We start from the raw sequence: 22,734 nt of genomic DNA, 5'->3' as shown, positions 1-22,734 counted from the left end.
AATTCGTATTTTTCACATCCTACACGTTTCAAACTGAATAGAGACTGAACAATTTTGGACTTTATTGTGACAAAAAAATAAAAATTCATTTAGTTAAAACTATTATCAATACAATAAAATAAAATCATGACAGAATTTTGATTTCAATTAATGTACTCTTCTTAAGATTAATTAAGCAGCTTGTATTTAGAGCACCAGATTTTTTACTATTGGTTATAAATTATTTATTGATGAGTAATTTTTTATTGCTTGATACAATATGAATTGAACAATAGGTGTATGAACAAAAGTTATCGTTTTTTATTATAGGCTTATGGTGCTAAGATAGAACCTTATTTGTGTGATTGAATACAGTCCTGTTTGACCACTCTCTTGTGAGGCTAAATATTGAGTTCGATATCATATTATAACTGTATAAATATAATATATTGCGGGAACTTTTTTTGATATATGGGAAACATTCTTGTTGGGATATGGCTGTTAGTTTGACAGTATTGGCATAACAAAATGCATTTGACACAAGATTGCTGATGAGACGCCTGAAGGCACGTGGGCGTGCTTGTATTGGTGTAGGGCTTTCAATGGTGTAGGAAAATTGACGTTTGTGAAGATGCACATCGGTAGAGAATTTTTGCATAAGAGCATTTAAATCAAAAGTTTTAACACACTCACTTTCTTCACTACGGGCAAAAGCAAGGTAATCTTCTAACATGTTTTGCGTGTCGCTCACATCTTGTTCAAGCAGCTTGATATCAAAGTCAGTATTTGCTAACGCTTGCTGAAGTTTAAAACGGGTGAGAATGGTTCTTAAATCATGGCTTACACCCGAAAGCATCGTGGTGCGTTGTTCGATATAGTTAGAAGATGGTGAGTGTGTGTATTTTGCTGGACATGAGTTTAGGGTTTTACATACACTGGGGCATTCCCCTGGTCATGTTATTTATTTCAATGAAAAAGAGCGCTTAGCCCTCTTGGGTGATGTTCTCTTTCGTGGTTCTATTGGACGTACGGACTTCCCCTTCTGTTCTTATGAAAAATTGATGCAATCTCTTCGAGAAAAAGTTTTACCCTGAGGCGATGATGTTTGTTTTATATGTGGGCATGGTCCCAAAAGTAGCATAGGCTATGAGCTCCAAAATAATCCTTTTCTTCAAGATTTTAATATATGAGCAAATAAAAAACGCTTTGAAGCGTTTTCTTTGCCATTTAAGACTTTTTAGTAGGGCAGAACAGAAGTTAATGTAGTGGGGCATAACAAACGTGTTCCAAACCAGTACGGTCTCGGAAAGTTCCTGTTTTAGGGTTGAAAGAACGGTATTTTTTCTTGCAATATTGAAGCCAATCAGATTCTAATGATTGCTGGAGTGGCTCATATGCCACCGTTTGCTGCACTTGATAAACTCTTTGATTTTGCGGAACTTTTTGATAAATTACCTGATTTTGTGGTACTATTTGATAAACCACTTGTGGCTGTTCTGGTTTTTTTAAAATTGTACCAAGAATCGTACCTGTTGCAAGACCAAGAATACCCACCGCTAAAGCATCTCCTGAGTTATCTATATGAATATTACTGTGTTTTGTCTTTTTGCGCTCGACGTAATGATATGTTTTGTTTTCAACATGATGATAATGGTGGTGGTGGTGATGATGGTGTTGTTGTTGTTCCGTCTTACTATGTTTGGCTACAGACCTTTCATGTTTGGCTTTAAATCTTCTCTTGTCGTCATCAGAACTCTTGTGGAAATCATCAACAAACTTTTGGAAATCATCAGATAAAAAGCTACGTTTTTTATCAGAACAATGGGAGCGAGAAAAACCGCAAGGCAGAATATCAGCTTTCTTCCTCATTTCCCTTATCGCATCATCTGTTTCTTTACGCATCTTCCTCATCATATCATCTATTTCTCTCGAGATAGAGTCACTACGATTCCATGCCATATCCGCAAGCGTTGCATTTAGCGGCATCAAAACGGTCACAGTTGACATTGCTGATAATACCGCTAACCTGATCACTTTTTTCATAATGATGCTCCTTGTGTAAATTCGTATTTTTCACATCCTACACGTTTCAAACTGAATAGAGCCTGAACAATTTTGGACTTTATTGTGACAAAAAAATAAAAATTTATTTAGTTAAATCTATCGCGGAGACAGTAAAATGAAATCATAACAGAATTTTGATTTCAATTAATGTACTCTGCTTGAGGTTAATTAATAAGTTTGTATTGAGAGTCCACGATTTTTTACTATGGAATATAAACTCTTTATTTAGGGATAATTTTTTATTGTTTGGTACAATATGAATTGAACAATAGGGATATGAATAAAAGTTATCATTTTTTATCATAGGCTTATGGTGCTATGATAAAGTCTTATTTTACTTTATTTGTATTATAGGACAGTGTCCTATTTGAATATTTTCTTGTAAGGATAAATAATATTGAGTTAGATATCAGAGTATAACTGTATAAAGATAATATATTTTAGAAATTTTTTATAAAATGTTCTCTCTCATGTTGTTTTAGACAAATTGAAGCACCCTTGATGTTGGAGGTTGTCTATTTTTCGGATAACGCTGTTTGCTTTTGAGCTTTCGTCTTTTTTTAGAAGAGCTGAAGATTATTTTATGCGGTTTGAAATTTTTTGCTCCTTCATTGATTGCGTTTTTTTCGTTTTATTGTTGCTTGATTAGGGGTGTTTTTACGAGATTTTCCTTTTTGATTTTCCAAAATACCAGTGTCCATGGTTGGTCCCATGTGTGCAAGGTTTGGTTTGGAGAAAAGACTTGGTTGTAATACGCGCTCATGGGTGGATTGTTCGCTATGATGTGTTAAGGGATTTTCCGCGAGTTCTAGTTCTATCTTTTGTAATTGTTTGATTTCATCGCGAAGGTGTGCTGCTTCTTCAAAATTAAGATCAGCAGCTGCTTCATGCATTAATTTTTCGAGGTGTTTAATATGAGATGCTAAATTGTTGCCAACCATATTTTTTTTCTCGATGACATCGGGGATATTTGTACGAATATGGTTGTTTTCATAGCATGAATTGAGAATATCTCCGATATTTTTTTTGATACTTTTCGGTGTGATATGGTGTTCTTCATTATAGGCTATTTGTTTTTGTCGACGTCTTTGTGTCTCCTGTAAGGCTCGTTTTATGGAACCAGTGATCGTATCTGCATAGAGGATAACACGGCCATCTACGTTACGTGCAGCACGTCCGATTGTTTGTATGAGGGAAGTTTCAGAGCGCAAAAAGCCCTCTTTATCGGCATCTAGAATGGCAACAAAACCACATTCTGGAATATCTAAGCCTTCTCGGAGCAAGTTGATACCGATGAGGACATCAAAGGTGCCAAGCCGAAGATCGCGTAGAATTTCAATGCGTTCTAATGTATCAATGTCGGAATGCATATAGCGTACACGAATACCTTGTTCGTGGAGATATTCCGTTAAATCTTCGGCCATACGCTTGGTTAGGACGGTCACTAGTGTGCGGTAGCCTTTTTGAATTGTTTTACGAATTTCATTCACAACATCATCGACTTGATTTTTGGCTGGACGAACCTCTGTTGGTGGGTCAACAAGCCCTGTGGGGCGAATAACTTGTTCTGCAAAAGTACCGTGAGATTGTTCTATTTCCCACCGTCCAGGTGTTGCGGAGACAGCAATCGTTTGTGGGCGCATAGCATCCCATTCTTCAAAGCGCAAAGGACGGTTATCCATACAAGAAGGGAGGCGAAAACCATATTCTGCTAAGGTTGCTTTTCTGCGAAAATCACCTCGGTACATACCACCAATTTGGGGAATGGTTACATGGCTTTCATCGATAAAAACAAGAGAATTGAGTGGAATATATTCGAATAAAGTTGGGGGTGGTTCACCGGGATTTCGTCCTGTTAAATAACGTGAATAATTTTCAATTCCCGGACATGAACCGGTGGTTTCCAACATTTCCAAATCAAAAACTGTACGTTGTTCTAAACGTTGTGCTTCTAAAAGACGTCCAGCTTCGTTCAACTCATCGAGGCGTTGAACGAGTTCCATTTTGATAGATTTCATCGCTTGGTTAAGTGTTGGGCGTGGTATTACGTAGTGTGAGTTGGCATAAATTTTAATTGATTGAAGATCGCCTGTTTTTTGTCCGGTGAGAGGATCAAATTCCGTAATTGTTTCCACTTCATCGCCAAAGAGCGAAATACGCCAAGCACGATCTTCGAGGTGGGCAGGGAAAATTTCGATTGTATCCCCTCGTACACGAAAGGAACCACGAACGAAGTTGATATCTTGTCGATAATACTGTTGAGAGACTAAATCAGCCAAGAGTTTTCGTTGATTGAGTTTGTCCCCTTTTTCTATTTCGAAGGTCATGGCCGTATAGGTTTCTACGGAACCAATTCCGTAGATGCAGGAGACAGATGCGACGATAATAACATCATCACGCTCTAAGACAGCGCGTGTTGCAGCATGGCGCATACGGTCGATTTGTTCATTAATTGAGGATTCCTTTTCAATATAAGTGTCTGAGCGTGCAACATAGGCTTCTGGTTGATAATAGTCATAATAGGAAACAAAATATTCGACGGCATTATGGGGAAAAAAACTTTTAAATTCCCCATAAAGCTGCGCTGCTAGAGTTTTATTGGGAGCTAAAATCAGAGCTGGACGCTGTGTTTTTTCAATGATATTGGCCATTGTATAGGTTTTCCCTGAGCCGGTAACACCCAAAAGCACTTGTGTACGTTCATTTTTTTGAATTCCCTCAACCAGAGTTTTAATGGCTTGAGGTTGATCTCCCGCTGGTTTAAAAGATGTTTCGAGTTGAAATGGAATACCACCTTCAGATTTTTCAGGACGAATGGGGCGGTGAGGTGTCCATAATGCACCATTCTTAAAAAGAGGATTACCTGAAGCAATAAGAGCAGAAAGAGCTTCTACTGTTGCAGTAACACCATTTTTCATTGTTGTATCCTTTGATAGAAAAGTGCTGGTGATTTTAAAGAAAATACTAATTTTTACAAATTTATTACGACAACAGCAAAACGTTATTGAACAGATTTGTTTTGGTTTATTGGAGCCTTCATTAGGATATTGATCAAGTTTTTTATGAGACAAATTCTTCGAAGTATTTCTTTGGAAGGAGCATATTTGTGGTTGTTCGTGAACACTATTGTATTTTTGCCATGATGATATTCAAGAGGGCATAAGTTATTATGGCTGTTATGGAGAATAATCGGTACGTTTGGGCATTAAAGACATTGTATATGTGTGATAAAGATCATTTCCATCTTTAAATGAAAGATAACGAGATGACACCCAACCTATTTGAGTGTTATATCGGATATGGCACCAATTTCCTTCACAGTTTTTAACAAAAACTAATTCTCCAGCAGAGATTAAGCCGCAAAGTGCATATTGAGTGCTGGGACCTGTTCTAAAATTAAGATTTCTCGTAACAAAAGCATCTGCTGCCTCTGATATTGTTGTGGCTAAAAAGAAAGAGCCAAACATAGAAAAAATGACGATTTTTTTCATTTTTCTGTAAAGAATTTCTTTAGAGATTTTCTATCCTTCTCTCTTCATATTCTATATAATTTCTTTTACTAGATTATGATAAAACAGAAAAAAATACAATTCTTTCTTCTTTAGGACACTTTAAAGAGAAGAGTGAAGTTTAACGTTTTAAACACCAAAATGAGATGTTTTAATCACTATTTGTGCATGTTTTGTTTCCTTTATTTATTTTTATATGGAAAACAGCGATACTGTACTATATAATAAAAAAGATCGTAGTTTTCGGATTCCAAAAGTAATTTTGGAAGCCGTTTTTTGTATTTTTATTAAACCTTCCGTGTAATAGAAAGGGACGGATTATGGAAAAAGTTCCGATGACTACAGCTGGTTTTGAGAGTCTTAAAGAAGAGTTGCGTTGGCGTCAACAACAGGAGCGTCCGCGAATTATTGAAGCAATTTCTGAGGCGCGTGCGCATGGTGATTTATCTGAAAATGCTGAGTATCATGCAGCTAAAGAAGCACAAAGTCATAATGAGGGGCGTATAAATGAGCTTGAAGATTATATCGCACGAGCAGAAGTTATAGATGTCTCGCGTCTTTCAGGTGACAAAATAAAATTTGGTGCAACCATTAAACTCTTGGATGAGGATACTGAGGAAAAAAAAGTGTATCAGATCGTAGGGGATCAAGAAGCTGATGTAAAGGTTGGTAAAATCTCTATTTCTTCGCCTATCGCACGTGCACTTATTGGCAAGCAAGAAGGTGATGTGATTGAGGTGAATGCACCAGGTGGTGCGCATAATTACGAGATCATTAAGGTTCAGTACATCTAAATAACATATGGATTATTATGCGTGTATCTTTGGACGAAACTGAAATTATTGCGCCTCACTTTAAAAGGCGTTTGTCGGGAGTAACATCTACGATTATTCAGCTTATTCCACTGCAACGCGAACAGGGTGTGCGTATATCCACTTTGGGGTTTGGTTTACCACGAACTTTACCAACTCTTGCCTTTAGGGACCTTTTCGGACTTTGGAAAAGTCCGAAAGGGAAGCCGTTTCGTATTTGGCATGCACGACGCAATATTGAGATGCTTTGTGGGATCTTTTTGCGCGATGTTTTGCGAATGAAGCTGAAACTTATCTTCACATCGGCTTCACAACGTCATCATAAGCCTTTTACCAAATGGTTGATTCGCTGTATGGATAGGGTTATCGCTACCAGTACACGTACGGGCGTCTATTTAGAAGTGCCTCATAAGGTTATTATGCATGGGGTGGATGTGAGGCGTTTTACTCCACCACACACTCTTGATGATTACTTTTCTTCGACAGGATTTCCAGGAAAATATGCGGTAGGATGTTTTGGGCGTCTGCGCTACTCAAAGGGAACAGATTTATTTGTTGATGCCATGATAGCATTATTGCCTGACTATCCTGAATGGACAGCACTTATCGCTGGTCGTACGACAGAGCAATATTATCATTTTGAAAAAGAATTACGCCAAAAGATTGCTAAGGCTGGTCTGGATGATCGCATTATTTTTCTTGGTGAGATTCTGGACATCCCTTTATGGTACCGTCGTTTAACACTTTATGTTGCACCCTCTCGTACAGAAGGTTTCGGTTTAACACCATTAGAAGCAATGGCATCACAGGTTGCGGTTGTAACGAGTGATGCAGGAGCTTATAAAGAATTGGTTGTAGAAGCGACAGGAACAGTTGTAAAAGCAGGAGATGGAGCGGCTTTAACAGCAGCAATTGAACCTTATTTTGCTGATGTAGAAAAAACATTGGCATCCGGAAAGAAAGCTTTAACCCATGTTCGTACGCACTTTCCTTTGGAAAAAGAGGCAAGCAAGATTGAAAGTGTTTACAAAGAACTGTTTGCAGAAAAAAGACTTTGATTATTATATCAAAAATCTTCTTGAGGAATGATAAAAGTATTTTCCTTAAAGGTTTTTCATAGTTATCAAGAAAACAGCTCAATGATATAAATGTTATTTTACAAAATTTATATTGTCTTTAGTAGAACACTATAAGAAGTTCCCAAAATTTTGGATAAAAGATTAAAAATGTATACGCTTGAGAGCGATATGTAGTTTATGATAAAGCATACTAGGAGAGAAGAAAGCTACTTTTATTCATTGATATTTTAGAATAAGAAAATAATGCTTTAACTCAAGTCTGGGGATTTATGCACTATCTTATACGGGGGCGTGCTGATATTGTTGGTTTTGTAAGACTTAAATAGATAGCAAAAAAACGTTTTCTTGTCTTAAAAAGATAATGATGGTATCTCCATGGATAAAATAGTCGTACATATTTTCAATAAATTCATGATAAGATGGATTTAAGATCAATATATATATATATGATTTTTATAGATAACTTACCTTTTCAATTTGAATAAGAGCTTTGAGTAGCGTAAGATTTTCTTATGTCAAATCTGTTGATATTAACAATGAGAGCTATCTTCTTGCACATCACAATTGGAAGAAGGCATGTGGTGGATAAAAACTATTGAAGACAGGGTGTAAAGAGATTTCTTATAAATTGTCTGAAATGCAGGCTGTTACGACATTAATAGAAAGAAAATAATATGGTGGTACTAATTTATATCTTATTTTTTGGTACCGACTTGCACCTTATTGTTATTTAAGTAAAAATGATGGTGCCCATTTTATATCTTTCATGAGGGCTGTCGTGAAATGGGGGTGATGAGTATTGTGAGATGTTTTTTACAAGCTTGTGAGTTCGTAATATAATAGCATTTTTTTCTATAAGGGTGTAACTCTATTAAAGAGAAAAAACACTTTTATCAGCAAATATTCATATTTTTTGCATGAGAGATTATTCGTAAAAAAGAATGTTCTATGCGTCCACTTTATTTGATAAAGAAGATCAATAAAGTGAAGTTTTATATGTTATGGCTTTGAAAATATTGGTATTTGATTGTTTTTGTTGAATTATTTTATATCATTGATATGATGTTTTGTATGAAATTTTAGGAAATCTTCAGTAGATTGGGTGAGGAGTGAATATTATGACGCATACTGTTCTCGCCTTTTTATCTTGTAAATTTTTTATCATGGTAGCATAAAATATCTCTGCATTAGAATTGTTCACGCCAGAAAGCGGGAATAAAAAGGACGAATATTGTTATGATTTCAAGGCGTCCAGCTAACATTAGAAAACTTAAAATCCATAAAGCATGATCGTTGATTGTAGAGAAATTACCAGTGGGGCCAATAATATCTCCAAAGCCTGGACCAACATTTGAAAGTGCGGTTAAGACCCCCGTAAAGGCAGAGGTAAAGTCAAGACCGGTTGTAAGCAAAAGTGCAGTGCCGATAACAAGGCAAAACATATAAAGACAGACAAAAAACAAAACGGCTTGAGCAACATCATTTGATATATTTGAGTGATCGTAGCGCGCTTTTACAACGACATTAGGAGAAAGAAGTTTTTCTATATTTGTTTGTGTAATACGCCAAAGAATAATGAGGCGATTGATTTTCATGCCACCAGAAGTAGAACCAGCACATCCGCCTGTAAAAGAAACAATAAAGAAAATTCCAAGCGCAAACGGTCCCCAAAGTTGATAATCTTCAGCGCTGTAACCGGTGGTGCTAATAATGGATGAAAGGTGAAAAATGACATCAAGGAAAATCAAGTGGAACGCGCGATGATCATAAAACCGTAGCCATGCCGCTAAAGCAAAGCTGAAAAGGAGAACGATATGGAGAAAAACAATCACTTGTGGGTCAAGGAAGCGTTTAGAGTGTCCAGGAAGGACTAATTTAACATAAAGTACGAAAGGTAAAGCAGAAAGCAACATGAAGATTGTTGAAATAATTAAGATGGCTGGTGTATCAGAAAAATAGCCAAAAGAAGCATCATGCGTTGAAAAACCAGCTGTTGCTACTGTACTCATTGCATGGTTAATGGCATCAAATAAATTCATGCCTGCAGCAAAATAAGAAAGCATACAAGCCAATGTTAACCCAACATAAGCGATGATAATTCCGTTAGCAATTTGGTTGATGCGAGGCAATATTTTTTCAGATTTATCAGATGATTCCATATGAAAAAGTCGCACGCCACCCACACGCAGTGAAGGCAAAATTAAGAGGGCTAAACCGATAAAACCAATGCCCCCAATCCAGCATATAAGAGAACGCCATAATAAAATACTTCGCGATAAATTATCAAGATCAGAAAGGACTGTGGAGCCTGTTGTTGTAATTCCAGAAACAGATTCAAAAATGGCTCCTGCTAGAGAAATGGGAAGAGGAGAAAGATAAAGAGGTAAGGCACCTACGATGCTTCCTGTAAGCCAAAGACAAACAGTGAGCATAAAGCCAAGCCGTGCTGAAAAGCGACAAGTAGCTCCCTTAGTTGCTAAAAGAATCAGCGTTGCTAACATGGTGGTTATGGCACAAGAATAGAGAAAGCTTATCCAATTACGATTGTTGTCGTGCAAATCCACAAAAATTGGCAAAAGCATTGCTCCTCCCATGATTAAGGCAAAACGTGCACAGACATTGATAATAAATTGAAAAATGATCGTTCCCTATCTTTGTATCTCTTTTTATTATGGTTTTGTGCTCATAAGAAGTTACATTTTTCTCTTTATAGGATAAGGATTAATTCTTAACATTAGCGTGCCTTGATGAATTAGTAATCAGACCTTTTCATAAAACTTGAAAAGAAGTATACATAACATAATTAGGGCTCTTGAAAAATATTTTTTTAAAAGGCTGCATTCCGTTATCATTTATAGAATAATTAATTTATAATAAAGTGAAGGGGATTTAATGGTACAATCGCATATTCGTCTGCTGATTATTGGCTCAGGTCCGGCTGGTTATACAGCGGCGGTCTATGCAGCAAGAGCAATGCTTAAGCCTGTTTTGGTGACGGGCTTGCAGCAGGGGGGACAATTGACAATTACAACTGATGTTGAGAATTATCCAGGTTTTGCAGATCCCATTCAAGGACCATGGTTGATGGAACAAATGGCAAAACAAGCTGAGAATATGGGGACAAAAATTGTTTATGATACAATTATAAAGGCTGATTTGTTGAAGTATCCTTTTGTCTTATATGGGGATTCAGGAACACAATATTCTTGTGATGCACTGATTATTGCAACAGGAGCTCAAGCGCGCTGGCTTGGTTTAGAAAGTGAACAGACCTTTATGGGCGGAGGTGTTTCCGCTTGTGCTACATGTGATGGCTTTTTTTATCGTGATAAGGACGTTATTGTCGTGGGAGGAGGAAATACGGCTGTTGAAGAAGCACTTTATTTATCGCATTTGGCTAAAAGTGTAAGCGTGGTTCACAGGCGGGGGCAGTTTCGGGCAGAAAAAATTTTACAAGATAGGTTGCTGGCTTGTAATAATGTGCGTGTTCTTTGGGATCATGTGGTTGAAGAAATTGTGGGGCTGCCAGCTCAAGATTCAATGGGCGCTGTTGTAACAGGGGCACGTCTGAAAAATGTTAAGACAGGTCACGAGATGAAAGTGAATGCAGAGGGCATATTTATTGCCATTGGGCATGATCCTGCTGTTTCTCTGTTTGAAGGACAGCTGAAACAAAAACGAGGCGGCTATTTATGGACAGCACCCGACTCAACAGCAACAAGCATTGCTGGTGTTTTTGCTGCTGGGGATGTGACAGATGAAACATTCCGCCAAGCTGTAACAGCTGCGGGAAGAGGATGTATGGCAGCGTTGGAAGCAGAACGGTTTTTGGATATACCCAGGCGTTAGTCATTCATTGAGAACATAGAGAATATAGAGGTAGAATTAATTGTGGCGCCACCGTTGGATTGGGATAAGTTAAGGGTTTTTCACGCTGCAGCAGAAGCGGGATCTTTTACGCATGCTGCTCAAAAACTTCATTTATCTCAATCAGCCGTTTCACGACAGGTTTCGGCTTTAGAACAAGAGGTTGGGGTATCCTTATTTCAACGTCATGCGCGTGGTTTGATTCTTACAGAACAGGGAGAAACTCTTTATCGTACAGCTCATGATGTTTTGATGAAGCTTGAAAGTGTGCGTTTGCAATTAAGTGAAAGCTATGCAAAACCAACGGGGCACTTGCGTGTGACCTCGACCTTTGGAATGGGGGCAGGGTGGATTGCAGAGCGTATGCCAGAATTTCTTAGTCTTTATCCTGATATGCAGGTTCAGCTTTTGCTTTCCGATGAAGAGCTTGATTTGACAATGTGTCATGCGGATTGTGCTGTTCGCTTACATCAACCCAAACAACCTGATCTTATACAAAGAAAACTCTTTACAATTCATATGCATGTCTATGCTTCGGAAAAGTATATTGCAAATTATGGAAAGCCGGAAAAATTGTCTGATCTCGATGAGCATCGTATTATTTCGTTCGGTGAACCTGTTCCACCTTATTTGTCTGGTTTAAATTGGTTGGAAAAGGCTGGTAGAAGTGATGGATCATTGCGCGTTTCAGTTTTACAAATCAACAATATCATCTCAATAAAGAATGCGCTTATGCGTGATCTTGGGATTGCTGTGCTTCCTGATTATATCGTCAATAATGATGAGCATTTAGTGCGTCTTTTTCCTGATATGGTTGATATTCCTTCTTTTGATACTTCTTTTTGTTATCCTTATAATTTAAAGAATTTGGCAAGGTTAAATGCTTTTCGAGATTATATTTTTTTAAAAGCTCGCCAGTGGTCTTTTTAATATTAATATCTTAATTTATAAGGAATAATTAGCTGTTTTGCAACTTGAGACTCCCGTAATATTCTTTCGTTTCAAATTTGCCTATATTGAATCAATTAAAATTATTTGTTGCACATTAAAAGTGGAGGGAGTCCGTACGGGTAAATATTTTTGAAAAGAGGGATAAATGTTTTTTATGAATACTAGCAACCGTGAGGGTTATTATATATTGAAAAATGGACAATCGTGTGATGGTGTAGTTAACATTTTTACTATTTAATTAAAGAGAGTGGTACATGATGGAGACAAATTTAAAGCTATGTGTTTATTGCATAGCAGATACGCTTAAGTCTTTATTGTGCTTTTCCTTATAAAATGACATAGAATACTATCTCTTGATTATGTTGCCTCCCAGTTTCGTTTTCTTGAGTGTTCCCTTACGAAGATCTATCAGATTGATTTTATCTCTGAGGATTTTCCAAATTTGCCGGACATATGTCCGGCTTTTTTTTAAATTTTTGAAAGAGTCCCTAGAAATTGCAATATATGGGAAGATGATAAAGAAAAAATTTCGAAACTGGTGGATATCCAACAATTTTTTTAAGAATACTAAAATTCAATGAGGAGTTTGAGAGGGGATATTCTATTGTACTGTAAAAGTCTGTCTTTTAGGGGTGTGATATAAAATATTTAAAACCTTATACATGAAGTGCTTTTTATTAGAATGTGAGGTGAATATTTAAGGCAGGTCTTGTTCATAAAGCCTATGAAGTAAATCAAGTAGTTATTAAATAGAACTTAAAGGAAACTGGATTGCTTACACAACGATGGGAGGTGGCTTCTTCTTCGTTTTAGGACGAAGAAGAAGCTGAGAAATAGAAGAGATTTTATTGTAAGGGCCTTTGATTATAAGGGCAATTGTGTTTAAAAGTGCTCGGTCTTTTTTAGAGTTATAAATTGAATGGAGAAAGTAGAATAGGCTTGTCATCTCTTATGATAATAGACCGATTCATTTATTTGATAGCTAAATTTTTTTGATCTTTATCTACAGCATCTATTTTTGTGTTTATTCATAGATATTTTTGCTGAATCGATAGATTTAGACCATGACACAGTTTCAGATATTTTCTCGGATATACTAACATTCGGCAAAAAACAATCACAAGAGATGATATTAAAAATTTTAAATTAAACTGTTGCAAAAACGCTGTATACGTATACAAGCTTTTTCAAGTAATTCTTCTGATGTTGCATAAGAAATACGAAAAGTTGATCCAAGTCCAAAAGCAGATCCTTGGACGACAGCAACAGCTTCTGTTTCTAGAAGCGCTATGGCAAAGTCTTCATCATTCGTAATACGTTGACCATTGGGTGTTTTCTTTCCAATAAGTCCGGTGCAAGAAGGATAAACATAAAAAGCACCCTCAGGCGTTGGACAGTGAATGCCAGGAGCTTGATTTAGCATGGAGACAACGAGATCACGGCGTGCTTGAAAAATACTTTTATTTTTAGCAATAAAGTCTTGTGGCCCGTTGAGTGCTTCAACCGCAGCCCATTGTGAAATGACACTTGTTCCAGATGTTTGCTGTCCTTGAATGGTATCCATGGCTTTAATGAGTTCTTGTGGTCCGCCTGCATAACCGATTCTCCATCCCGTCATCGCATAGGCTTTAGAAACACCATTCATTGTGAGTGTACGCTCATAAAGCGCTGGTTCTACTTGAGCTGGAGTCACAAAGGTAAAACCCTCATATGTGAGATGTTCATATATATCATCGGAAAGGATATAAACATGAGGATATTTTACTAAAACATCTGTAAGTTTTTTCAATTCATTATGTGTATAAGCGGCACCTGATGGATTTGAAGGAGAGTTAAAGATGAACCATTTGGTTTTGGGGGTAATGGCAGCTTCTAGCTCTTGTGGTTGGAGTTTATAAGAAAATTCGGCTTTTGTTTCTAAAAAGACAGGCGTACCATCGTTGAGTGCGACCATTTCTGGATAACTAACCCAATAAGGGGATGGAATGATGACCTCATCTCCTTTATTCAAAGTTGCCATGAATGCATTAAAGAGAATTTGTTTTCCACCGGTACCAACAATAATTTGTTCTGGTTGGTAAAGAAGATTATTTTCTCTTTTAAACTTTGCAGAAATTGCTTGGCGCAATTCTGGAATTCCTGATATGGGAGGGTATTTTGTTTCTCCCCTTCGAATAGCTTCAATAGCCGCGTTTTTGATGTTGTCTGGGGTATCAAAGTCTGGCTCTCCAGCACTTAAAGCAATAACATTGCGCCCTAATGCTTTTAAATGGCGGGCCTTTTGAGAAGCAGCAATTGTTGCAGAAGGTTTGATACGAGACAGTTTGTCGGCAATAAAAGCCATAATTTTAAATCCTTATATTATATCAACAAATGGTTATTGCTTTAAGGATATTCTATAAGAGATTATATTGTATGCAATAAAAAACTTCCAAAATACTCTTACACGGGCTTTATATTCTTCTTTTTTGAGATATTTTACAAGATAATCTCTTCGTAGATTTTATGAAAGTTTTTGAGGAAGTATAAGAGAGGTTTGATAAATTGTGCAAAGGAGATAAGCAGTCTTTTATTTTAACAAGGTAAAATAATGCTTTATACAAAATAAAAAAATCTTCGTCTTTACAGACGAAGATTTCTAAATAAAATATTGCAGAATTTAAACTTTAAAGTGCTGCAAGGTTACCAGCGGCAAATTTTCCTGAACGACGATCTTGAAGAACATCATAAGAGATTTTTTGCCCTTCATTAAGACTGTTTAGACCTGAACGCTCGACGGCAGAAATGTGTACAAATACATCTGCACTACCATCGCTAGGCTGAATGAATCCGAAACCTTTTGTTGTATTAAACCACTTAACTGTTCCTGTAGACATAGGAAACTCCTTAGAATATATAATTATATTGAGCATTGAAGCTTTCATTTCTTCAATACGGTTGTAGATCGAAATTAGGTGGGAGAAGTTTCGTCGAAAGTGCAGATTGCACAGGAAAGAAAGTCACGTAACCGAAAATTCGATGAAACCTCTATAAAAGTTTTTAGAACAAAAAGCAAGTCTTAATCAATTTTTATATAAAGAAAAAATAAGAAAACAGTGTATATTTTGCTAAGTAGAAAAAAATTCAACTAAAATAACTTTGTAGTGAACGTACCTCAAGGTGCCTTTTTTTGAGTGCTTTGATCGCTTCTACGACGGCTTCGGCTCCAGCTATTGTTGTATAATAGGGAACATTTTGCATGAGTGCTGCATAACGTAATGATTTTGAGTCTGAGATGGCACTGGCAGTGCTAGTTGTATTAAAAATCAATTGAATTTGGCGATTACGAATAGCGTCTTCAATATGGGGGTGTCCCTCTAGAACTTTGTTAATTTTTTTTTGCTTCAACGTGGTGTTCGGTGAGAAATTTTTGTGTTCCACTTGTGGCGACAACAGAAAAGCCAAGCTCAGTTAAACGTTTTACAGGATTTAAGATGCGTTTTTTATCTTCATCCCTTACAGAAACGAACAAAGTTCCCTTTTTAGGGAGTTTTACACCAGCTCCAAGTTGGGCTTTAGCAAAAGCAAGCGAAAATTCATAGTCAAGTCCCATAACTTCACCGGTTGAGCGCATTTCTGGACCAAGAAGTGTATCAACACCTGAAAAACGAGCAAAAGGAAATACTGCTTCCTTGACGGCAATATGTTGTTTTTTTGCAAAGAAGGTAATCCACCATAAGCTTCAAGAGCATCATGAAGCGTTTCTCCTGCCATAATACGTGCAGCCATTTTAGCAATAGGGCGACCAATCGTTTTTGCAACAAATGGGACAGTACGTGAAGCACGGGGATTGACTTCTAAGACATAAATGGTGTCATCTTTTATAGCATATTGTACATTCATTAAGCCGCGAACATGAAGTGCTTGTGCTAATGCTTTGGTTTGGCGCTCTAATTCAGTAACTATTTTATTTGAGAGCGTATGGACTGGTAGAGAACATGCTGAATCACCAGAGTGGATACCAGCTTCTTCAATATGTTCCATAATACCAACGATTAGTGTTTCGTTACCATCACATAGACAATCAACATCTACTTCAATTGCTTCTGTTAAATAGGTATCAAAGAGAAGCGGATTTTTACCAAGCAATATATTGATTTGTCCTGTTGTGTCGTTAGGATAACGGACTTTGATATCTTCTGAAATTAATTCAGGGACACTCTCAAGTAAATAATTTTGTAAGCTACGTTCATCACGAATAATTTGCATAGCACGTCCTCCTAAAACATAAGAGGGACGTACAACCAAAGGGAAGCCTAGTTCGTGGGCAATGAGGCGTGCTTGTTCAATGGAGTGGGCAATACCATTTTGAGGTTGTGTTAAATTAAGTTTAAATAACAGTTTTTGAAAGCGGTCTCTATCTTCTGCTAAGTCGATAGCGTCAGGTGAAGTACCTAGGATGGGGATATTGTGTTTTTCTAGAGCGCTTGCCAATTTCAAGGGTGTTTGTCCGCCAAATTGGACGATGACTCCAACCAAATCTCCTTTTTCCTGTTCTGCTTCTAAAATAGCGATAACGTCTTCTGTTGTTAAAGATTCAAAGTAAAGGCGATCAGAGGTATCATAGTCGGTTGAAACTGTTTCAGGATTACAGTTAATCATAATCGCTTCAAATCCTGCATCACGCAGTGCAAAAGCAGCGTGGCAGCAACAGTAATCAAATTCAATACCTTGCCCAATGCGGTTTGGTCCACCGCCTAAAATAGCAATTTTTTTGCGTTCAGAAACGTGTGCTTCCGAGTGCTCTACACCTGCAAAGGGAACTTCATATGTTGAATACATATAGGCTGTAGGAGAAGAAAATTCAGCGGCACAAGTATCAATCCGTTTGAAGACGTGTTTAACATTCAGTGATTTACGTAAAGCTGCGATATAATCGGGTTCTTTCCCTGTAAGGGAGGCTAATCGCGCATCTGAAAAGCCCATAGCTTTTAACATACGTAAATTATCTGCGTCTTGGGGTAATCCATGAATGCGGATACGCTGCTCCATTTCAATGATGGAGGCTATTTGTTCTAAAAACCACGGATCAATTTTGCTAATTTGGTGAATCTCATTTAAGGGTAAGCCTGTGCGCATGGCTTGAGCAATATAGCGTAGACGATCAGGGCTTGGTATGGCAATGGCTGAGCGTATAGAACTTTTTTCATCACCTTCAGCATGCTCTGGAATCACAATTTCATCAAGACCCGTAAGCCCTGTTTCAAGTCCACGGAGTGCTTTTTGTAACGATTCTTGAAAAGTGCGTCCAATTGCCATGACTTCTCCTACAGATTTCATCGCAGTTGTGAGGACAGGTGATGAACCGGGAAATTTTTCGAACGCAAAACGAGGAATTTTTGTCACAATATAGTCAATAGAAGGTTCAAATGATGCTGGTGTTGCACCACCCGTGATATCATTTTTTAATTCATCAAGTGTATAACCAACAGCCAGTTTAGCCGCTACTTTGGCAATGGGAAACCCCGTTGCTTTTGAGGCAAGCGCTGAAGAGCGAGAAACACGCGGATTCATTTCAATAACAATGAGGCGCCCATTTTCAGGATTGACAGCAAACTGTACATTGGATCCCCCCGTTTCAACACCAATTTCTCGCAAAACAGCAATCGAAGCATTACGCATACATTGATATTCTTTATCGGTTAAGGTGAGAGCAGGTGCTACAGTGATCGAATCACCGGTATGAATCCCCATTGGATCAATGTTTTCAATAGAACAAACGATGATACAGTTGTCGTTCTTATCACGAACAACTTCCATCTCATATTCTTTCCACCCTAAAACACTTTCTTCAATTAATACTTCTGTTGTTGGTGAAGCTTCAAGCCCACGTTCAATAATTTCATAGAATTCAGAGCGGTTATAAGCGATTCCACCACCAGTTCCACCAAGGGTGAATGAAGGACGAATAATAGCTGGAAGCCCAACAACATCAAGAGCTTGAACTGCTTTTGCTGTTGCATGAGCGATATAATGTTGTTTGCGATCAGCTTCGGTATGTCGCCAGTTGCGCTCAAGTTCTTCGAGTGCTTTGTCAAGCGCAGCACCAGAAAGTTTTGCTTTAAGTTCAGCACACGTTTTTGCGTGTTGTTGGCGATTTTCTTCTTTCAGTTCTGTTGCATTGGCTAACATAGAGCGTGGCGTTTCCAAACCGATTTTTGCCATCGCTTGGCGGAATAAAGCACGATCTTCAGCTTTATCAATAGCATCAGCATTGGCTCCTATCATTTCAACATGATAGCGGTCTAGAATACCCATACGCTTTAATGATAAAGCAGTATTGAGGGCTGTTTGTCCTCCCATAGTGGGCAAAAGGGCATCGGGACGCTCGTGAGCAATAATTTTGGCAACTATTTCAGGAGTAATGGGCTCTATATAAGTTGCATCAGCTAGATCTGGATCTGTCATAATCGTGGCAGGATTAGAATTTACCAAAATAATTCGGTAACCTTCTTCTTTTAATGCTTTACAGGCTTGAGTGCCTGAATAATCAAATTCACATGCCTGACCAATGATAATAGGTCCTGCTCCGATGATAAGAATAGATTTTATATCTGTGCGTTTGGGCATGACTTTTTCCTATGACAAATATCTGTGTGTGATTGTTGCGGGCAAAATATTTTAGTTCTGAGGCTACCGTCATTTTATAAGTTAAGTGAAAAAGAAAGTAAGCATTAAAATACCTTTTCCATGCTTTTTTTCATAAAATTGAAGATAAATTTCTTTTTTGAGTTGAGTCATCTCGTCAGTTTATCAAAAGTATGACCTTTGATAAAAAATAATAACAGTGCTCCAACAAATTAGAATATTCAAGCATACTGTGGAGCATAAAAAGCCGGAACATCTTTCCAATCCATTGCCGGCATACTTTCTTTGTGTTTTATGACGTTTTTTGCTTAAGAGAGCACGCGCTTTTTCTGTTGCTTGTAAAACATAAGCTATTATTTATGGTTCGATGGGATTTCGTAAAATAAAATGGGAAGCTTATCGTGTTGTTCCGTAAAATACTGCCGTTTAGAGTTGTGATATAAGGTATGAAAATTTACCACATTAAGGTGTTTTTGTTAGAGTGTATGATAGAATTCAGAGCAGGATTTGTCTGTAGAGAGCTTATGAAATAAACCATATCAAATGGGTTCAGTTGGAATCTGTTATATAAAAAGCAAGATTGTTGATAGATCAGCTCTGGTCGAAGTTTCCGTCTTAGGGTAGGAAGAAAGTCAATCTATGTATCTTTCCATTTCATAAAAAGGTGAGAGTGTATTTAATACAATGGCTAAGGAGATAATTTCAGAATGATTTTGTTTGTTTTTAAAAGATAGTGAATACTCTCCCTTTACTTTATGGATGATGTTCAAAACTTTTTAAAATATAAAGAAGGCTAAAATGCTGAATATTTCCCAAACGAGAGTATTCTGTCTGAAAGATGTATCAATAGGAAAGCTTTTGGTGGCTAGGTCTCAAAAAGGGATTTGTCATATAGCGTTAGGAGACACTATAGAGCAATTATTACAGGAGTTTACGATACGCTTTGGTGATGTACAACAAGTTGTAGGTGACAATACATTTAAGAGAGAAGTTGCCCATATTATAGCCATGATAGAAACACCTAAGCTGGTAAAAAAATATAATTTTCCCTTAGATATAAATGGTACAGTTTTTCAACGACAAGTATGGGCAGTATTATGTGATATACCATGTGGTGAAACAATTTCATATGAGATCTTAGCATGCCGTATTGGTATGCCGAAAGCTTTTCGTGCCGTTGCTCATGCCTGTGCACGTAACGAATTGGCTATTATCATTCCGTGTCATCGTGTTGTGCGTAAAAATGGTTTTATTTCAGGGTATCGTTGGGGGGAAAAACGGAAACAGATTTTACTACAACGGGAACAAAATGGAAAAATTTAACTTTGTGTGATGGGCATTATAATCGTTACAGTTGTTCCTTTCATTTCTTTTGAAGTAATTTCAAGTTTTCCTTTGTGGAGTTCTAGCAAGGAGCGTGAAATGGCTAATCCAAGACCTGAGCCCGTATGAGATTTAGTGAGCTGATTTTCGACTTGTTCAAAAGGTTGCCCAAGTTTTTTAATTGCTGATTGGGGAATACCAACGCCTGTATCTGTAATTTTAAAAATAAGGTTATTTTTTTCTTGAAAGCGCAGACATCAATATTTCCGCCAGAAGGCGTAAATTTAACGGCATTAGAGATGAGATTAAGGAAAATCTGTTTCATTGCACGACCATCAACTTCAGCATGAAGTTCTGGGGTAATGTTTGTTGTAACAACAATATTTTTTTCTTGAGCTTGAGGTGTTAGTGTTCGTACTGCTTCACTAATGATGGGCTCAAGATCGGTATTTTTACAATCAAGCGTAAATCTTCCTGCTTCGATTTTTGACATATCAAGGATGTCATTGATAAGGGTTAGAAGATGGGTTCCTGAATTGTAAATATCATGCATATATTCCTTATAGCGTTGTGAACCAAGAGGACCAAAAGTCGATTGCAACATGATATCTGAAAAACCAAGAATAGCATTCAGAGGCGTGCGCAATTCATGAGACATATTGGCTAAAAATTCTGATTTAGCCTTATTAGCACTTTCGGCGCGTTCTTTTTCTGCTTTCAGACTTTTATTAAGTTTTTCAACTTCTGTTGCGCGTTGTTGAGCACTCCCTCGCGCGCGCTTGAGTTCTTGAATGAAAGAGAAAAGACGCCTTTCACTGTCTTCAAATTTTTCCTGTTGTTGTTTAAGCTCAGAAATGTCAGTACCAATACAAACCAATCCTCCATCTTGGGTTCGTCGTTCGTTAATTTTGAGCCAACAACCATCTGCCGTTTGGCGAATACTGGTTAAGTTACCAGTACCATCATCTTTAAGGGGATATTCACTGAGTGCAGGGCGTGCCATGGCTTCGACGGTTGCACGTTGGATACCTGATTGGAGAATTTGTTTAGGAATAGCGGCATATTCGCAAAATTTGCTGTTGGACATGACTAAACGTCCTTCAGCATCCCACAAGACGAAAGATTCTGAAATGTTTTCAATCGCATCACGGATACGAAGGTCGGCTTGCGCTGTTTGTTCAGCCAATTGTTGCTGTTCACTAATATCGAAGGAAATACCAACCAAATGGGGTTCTTCTTCTTCAGTAACTTCGGCACGAATGCGCATCCATACATAATGACCATCAGCATGACGCATAGGAACGTTAATATCGATATGCTTTTTTTTACCGCTCATTAATTCCTGAGCAAGGTCAAAAAAATTCGCATCATTTGGATTGATAATGGCGCTAATTTGGGAAATTGAGAGCAATGCATCTTGAGGGACATAGCCGAGCATTTCGTACATTGCTCGTGACCAGTAGACGCGTCCACTTGCCATATTCCAATCCCATAGTCCACAGCGTCCACGCATCATTGCCATATCAATACGGTTTTGAATTTTTTCTGAAACAAGATCTGTTTTGCGTGCTCGTACAATTTGGTTGTAATAAGCATAAAGAAGAGCAAGGATAACGCCACTAGTTCCAATGAACATGGTTATATTTAACGAGAGAGCTTTCCGCCATTCCATGTAAATATGTTGCATTTTTTCACTGGTGAATACCCCATATTGTCCATTTTCTGTTTGCTGAAAGGAAGCGAGAGCAGGAATATCTTTTCCTATTGTAATTTTCATGATTCCAGCATGTTTTCCTAGAGCTTGTAAAGTAATGCTTTCAGAGGTAAAATTCTGTAAGGGTTTTCCTAAGACAATCTCGGAACTTGATGAAGCTAGGACATTGCCTTTTTGATCGACAATAGCAATAACAGCGCTGGTTTTTATAAAACCTTTGTTACGAAAATTAGTCAGGATATTTTGTAAATGATTATGAGAAAGAGCAGCAGCTTTTCCTTGTCGAGTGGCGGCAAGTAAGTCACGGTCGATTGTATTGGTAATATGAGAAGCTAAGAGAGCGATGGTAGAATGCGTGTTTTTATCAATTGTGTTGCGCCAATCATAGATTGATAGGAAACGGATTGCTGCTAGTATAACAAGAAATGCAAGAATTACAAATGGGAGTGAACGTCGCAGCCAAGGTTCAATAAAAAGAAGTTTTTTATAGGCAGAACCAGAAAACAGATTGGTACGCTCTGTCCGCTCCTTGCGACTTTGAGCGCTTGATTTTGAATCAGCATACACCTCCCTTGGCGCATTATATGCGTCCAATTTAGCCATCTCGCGTTCCTTTAATTCTGGAATAATGTGATTTAAAAACTGCTTCGATATTCATAGTAACCCCATCGAGTGCAATGAATCAAAACAGGAGTCTTCTGTCCAGTCTTTTTTAAAAAAAAATAATTTTACTTTTATGATTTTGGAATATGAAAAGAAAAAAGTACTTTAAACGTGATCTATAAACAGGCTTAGATTGCCTGTTTATA

11 protein-coding genes and 4 pseudogenes are annotated in these 22,734 nt (G+C 37.6%); 6 read left to right on the top strand and 9 right to left on the bottom strand.

The window, feature by feature from the left end:
• Positions 1-454: 454 nt before the first annotated feature.
• Positions 455-853, bottom strand: a pseudogene (locus ACFIMM_RS05420) (two-component sensor histidine kinase); the annotation flags it as partial.
• A gap of 4 nt (positions 854-857) precedes the next feature.
• Between ACFIMM_RS05420 and ACFIMM_RS05415 the strand changes: the two are divergent.
• Positions 858-1,169, top strand: a pseudogene (locus ACFIMM_RS05415) (MBL fold metallo-hydrolase); the annotation flags it as partial.
• A gap of 67 nt (positions 1,170-1,236) precedes the next feature.
• Here the strand turns inward: ACFIMM_RS05415 and ACFIMM_RS05410 are convergent.
• From ACFIMM_RS05410 to ACFIMM_RS05400, 3 genes are all read right to left on the bottom strand, one after another.
• Complete coding sequence (locus ACFIMM_RS05410) at positions 1,237-2,022, bottom strand: BA14K family protein (protein WP_375692652.1); 786 nt, start codon at positions 2,020-2,022, stop codon at positions 1,237-1,239.
• 629 nt (positions 2,023-2,651) lie between these two features.
• Positions 2,652-4,961: an excinuclease ABC subunit UvrB gene (gene uvrB, locus ACFIMM_RS05405; RefSeq protein WP_375668215.1), complete on the bottom strand. Its 2,310-nt coding sequence runs from the start codon at positions 4,959-4,961 to the stop codon at positions 2,652-2,654.
• 258 nt (positions 4,962-5,219) lie between these two features.
• Complete coding sequence (locus tag ACFIMM_RS05400; protein WP_375692651.1) at positions 5,220-5,534, bottom strand: SH3 domain-containing protein; 315 nt, start codon at positions 5,532-5,534, stop codon at positions 5,220-5,222.
• Positions 5,535-5,872: 338 nt separating this feature from the next.
• Here ACFIMM_RS05400 and greA point away from each other — a divergent pair, with 338 nt between their 5' ends.
• Together greA and ACFIMM_RS05390 are read left to right on the top strand one after the other, a co-directional pair.
• Positions 5,873-6,346 (top strand): transcription elongation factor GreA, encoded by a 474-nt coding sequence (gene greA, locus ACFIMM_RS05395; protein ID WP_007347010.1) that lies wholly within the window; start codon positions 5,873-5,875, stop codon positions 6,344-6,346.
• A gap of 17 nt (positions 6,347-6,363) precedes the next feature.
• Positions 6,364-7,422 (top strand): glycosyltransferase family 4 protein, encoded by a 1,059-nt coding sequence (locus ACFIMM_RS05390; RefSeq protein WP_375668214.1) that lies wholly within the window; start codon positions 6,364-6,366, stop codon positions 7,420-7,422.
• Positions 7,423-8,630: 1,208 nt separating this feature from the next.
• Here ACFIMM_RS05390 and ACFIMM_RS05385 read toward each other — a convergent pair.
• The gene (locus ACFIMM_RS05385) at positions 8,631-10,025 is read right to left on the bottom strand and encodes a TrkH family potassium uptake protein (RefSeq protein WP_375631664.1); all 1,395 of its coding nucleotides are present in this window, start codon (positions 10,023-10,025) and stop codon (positions 8,631-8,633) included.
• 310 nt (positions 10,026-10,335) lie between these two features.
• Between ACFIMM_RS05385 and trxB the strand changes: the two genes are divergently transcribed.
• Entirely contained in the window at positions 10,336-11,292 is a 957-nt protein-coding gene (trxB, locus tag ACFIMM_RS05380; protein WP_375638079.1) for a thioredoxin-disulfide reductase, read from the top strand.
• 42 nt (positions 11,293-11,334) lie between these two features.
• Positions 11,335-12,240, top strand: a complete 906-nt coding sequence (locus ACFIMM_RS05375; RefSeq protein WP_375683600.1) for a LysR family transcriptional regulator — start codon at positions 11,335-11,337, stop codon at positions 12,238-12,240.
• Between the two features lie 1,162 nt (positions 12,241-13,402).
• Here ACFIMM_RS05375 and ACFIMM_RS05370 read toward each other — a convergent pair.
• The 3 genes and pseudogenes from ACFIMM_RS05370 to carB all read right to left on the bottom strand — a co-directional run bounded on the left by ACFIMM_RS05370 (position 13,403) and on the right by carB (position 18,870).
• Positions 13,403-14,605, bottom strand: coding sequence for a pyridoxal phosphate-dependent aminotransferase (locus tag ACFIMM_RS05370; protein WP_375612967.1), 1,203 nt, complete (start codon positions 14,603-14,605; stop codon positions 13,403-13,405).
• Positions 14,606-14,927: 322 nt separating this feature from the next.
• Positions 14,928-15,137: a cold-shock protein gene (locus ACFIMM_RS05365; protein ID WP_012754908.1), complete on the bottom strand. Its 210-nt coding sequence runs from the start codon at positions 15,135-15,137 to the stop codon at positions 14,928-14,930.
• A 247-nt stretch (positions 15,138-15,384) separates the two neighbouring features.
• Positions 15,385-18,870: pseudogene (gene carB / locus ACFIMM_RS05360) on the bottom strand (carbamoyl-phosphate synthase large subunit).
• 816 nt (positions 18,871-19,686) lie between these two features.
• Here carB and ACFIMM_RS05355 point away from each other — a divergent pair.
• The gene (locus tag ACFIMM_RS05355; protein ID WP_375611196.1) at positions 19,687-20,211 is read left to right on the top strand and encodes a methylated-DNA--[protein]-cysteine S-methyltransferase; all 525 of its coding nucleotides are present in this window, start codon (positions 19,687-19,689) and stop codon (positions 20,209-20,211) included.
• Here ACFIMM_RS05355 and ACFIMM_RS05350 read toward each other — a convergent pair.
• Positions 20,208-22,528, bottom strand: a pseudogene (locus tag ACFIMM_RS05350) (ATP-binding protein). The gene ACFIMM_RS05355 and the pseudogene ACFIMM_RS05350 overlap by 4 nt on opposite strands.
• Positions 22,529-22,734 lie beyond the last annotated feature (206 nt).

Source organism: Bartonella sp. AP258QHHD (assembly GCF_042196145.1).
Classification (GTDB): domain Bacteria; phylum Pseudomonadota; class Alphaproteobacteria; order Rhizobiales; family Rhizobiaceae; genus Bartonella.
This window is presented reverse-complemented; position numbering and strand designations above follow the sequence as displayed.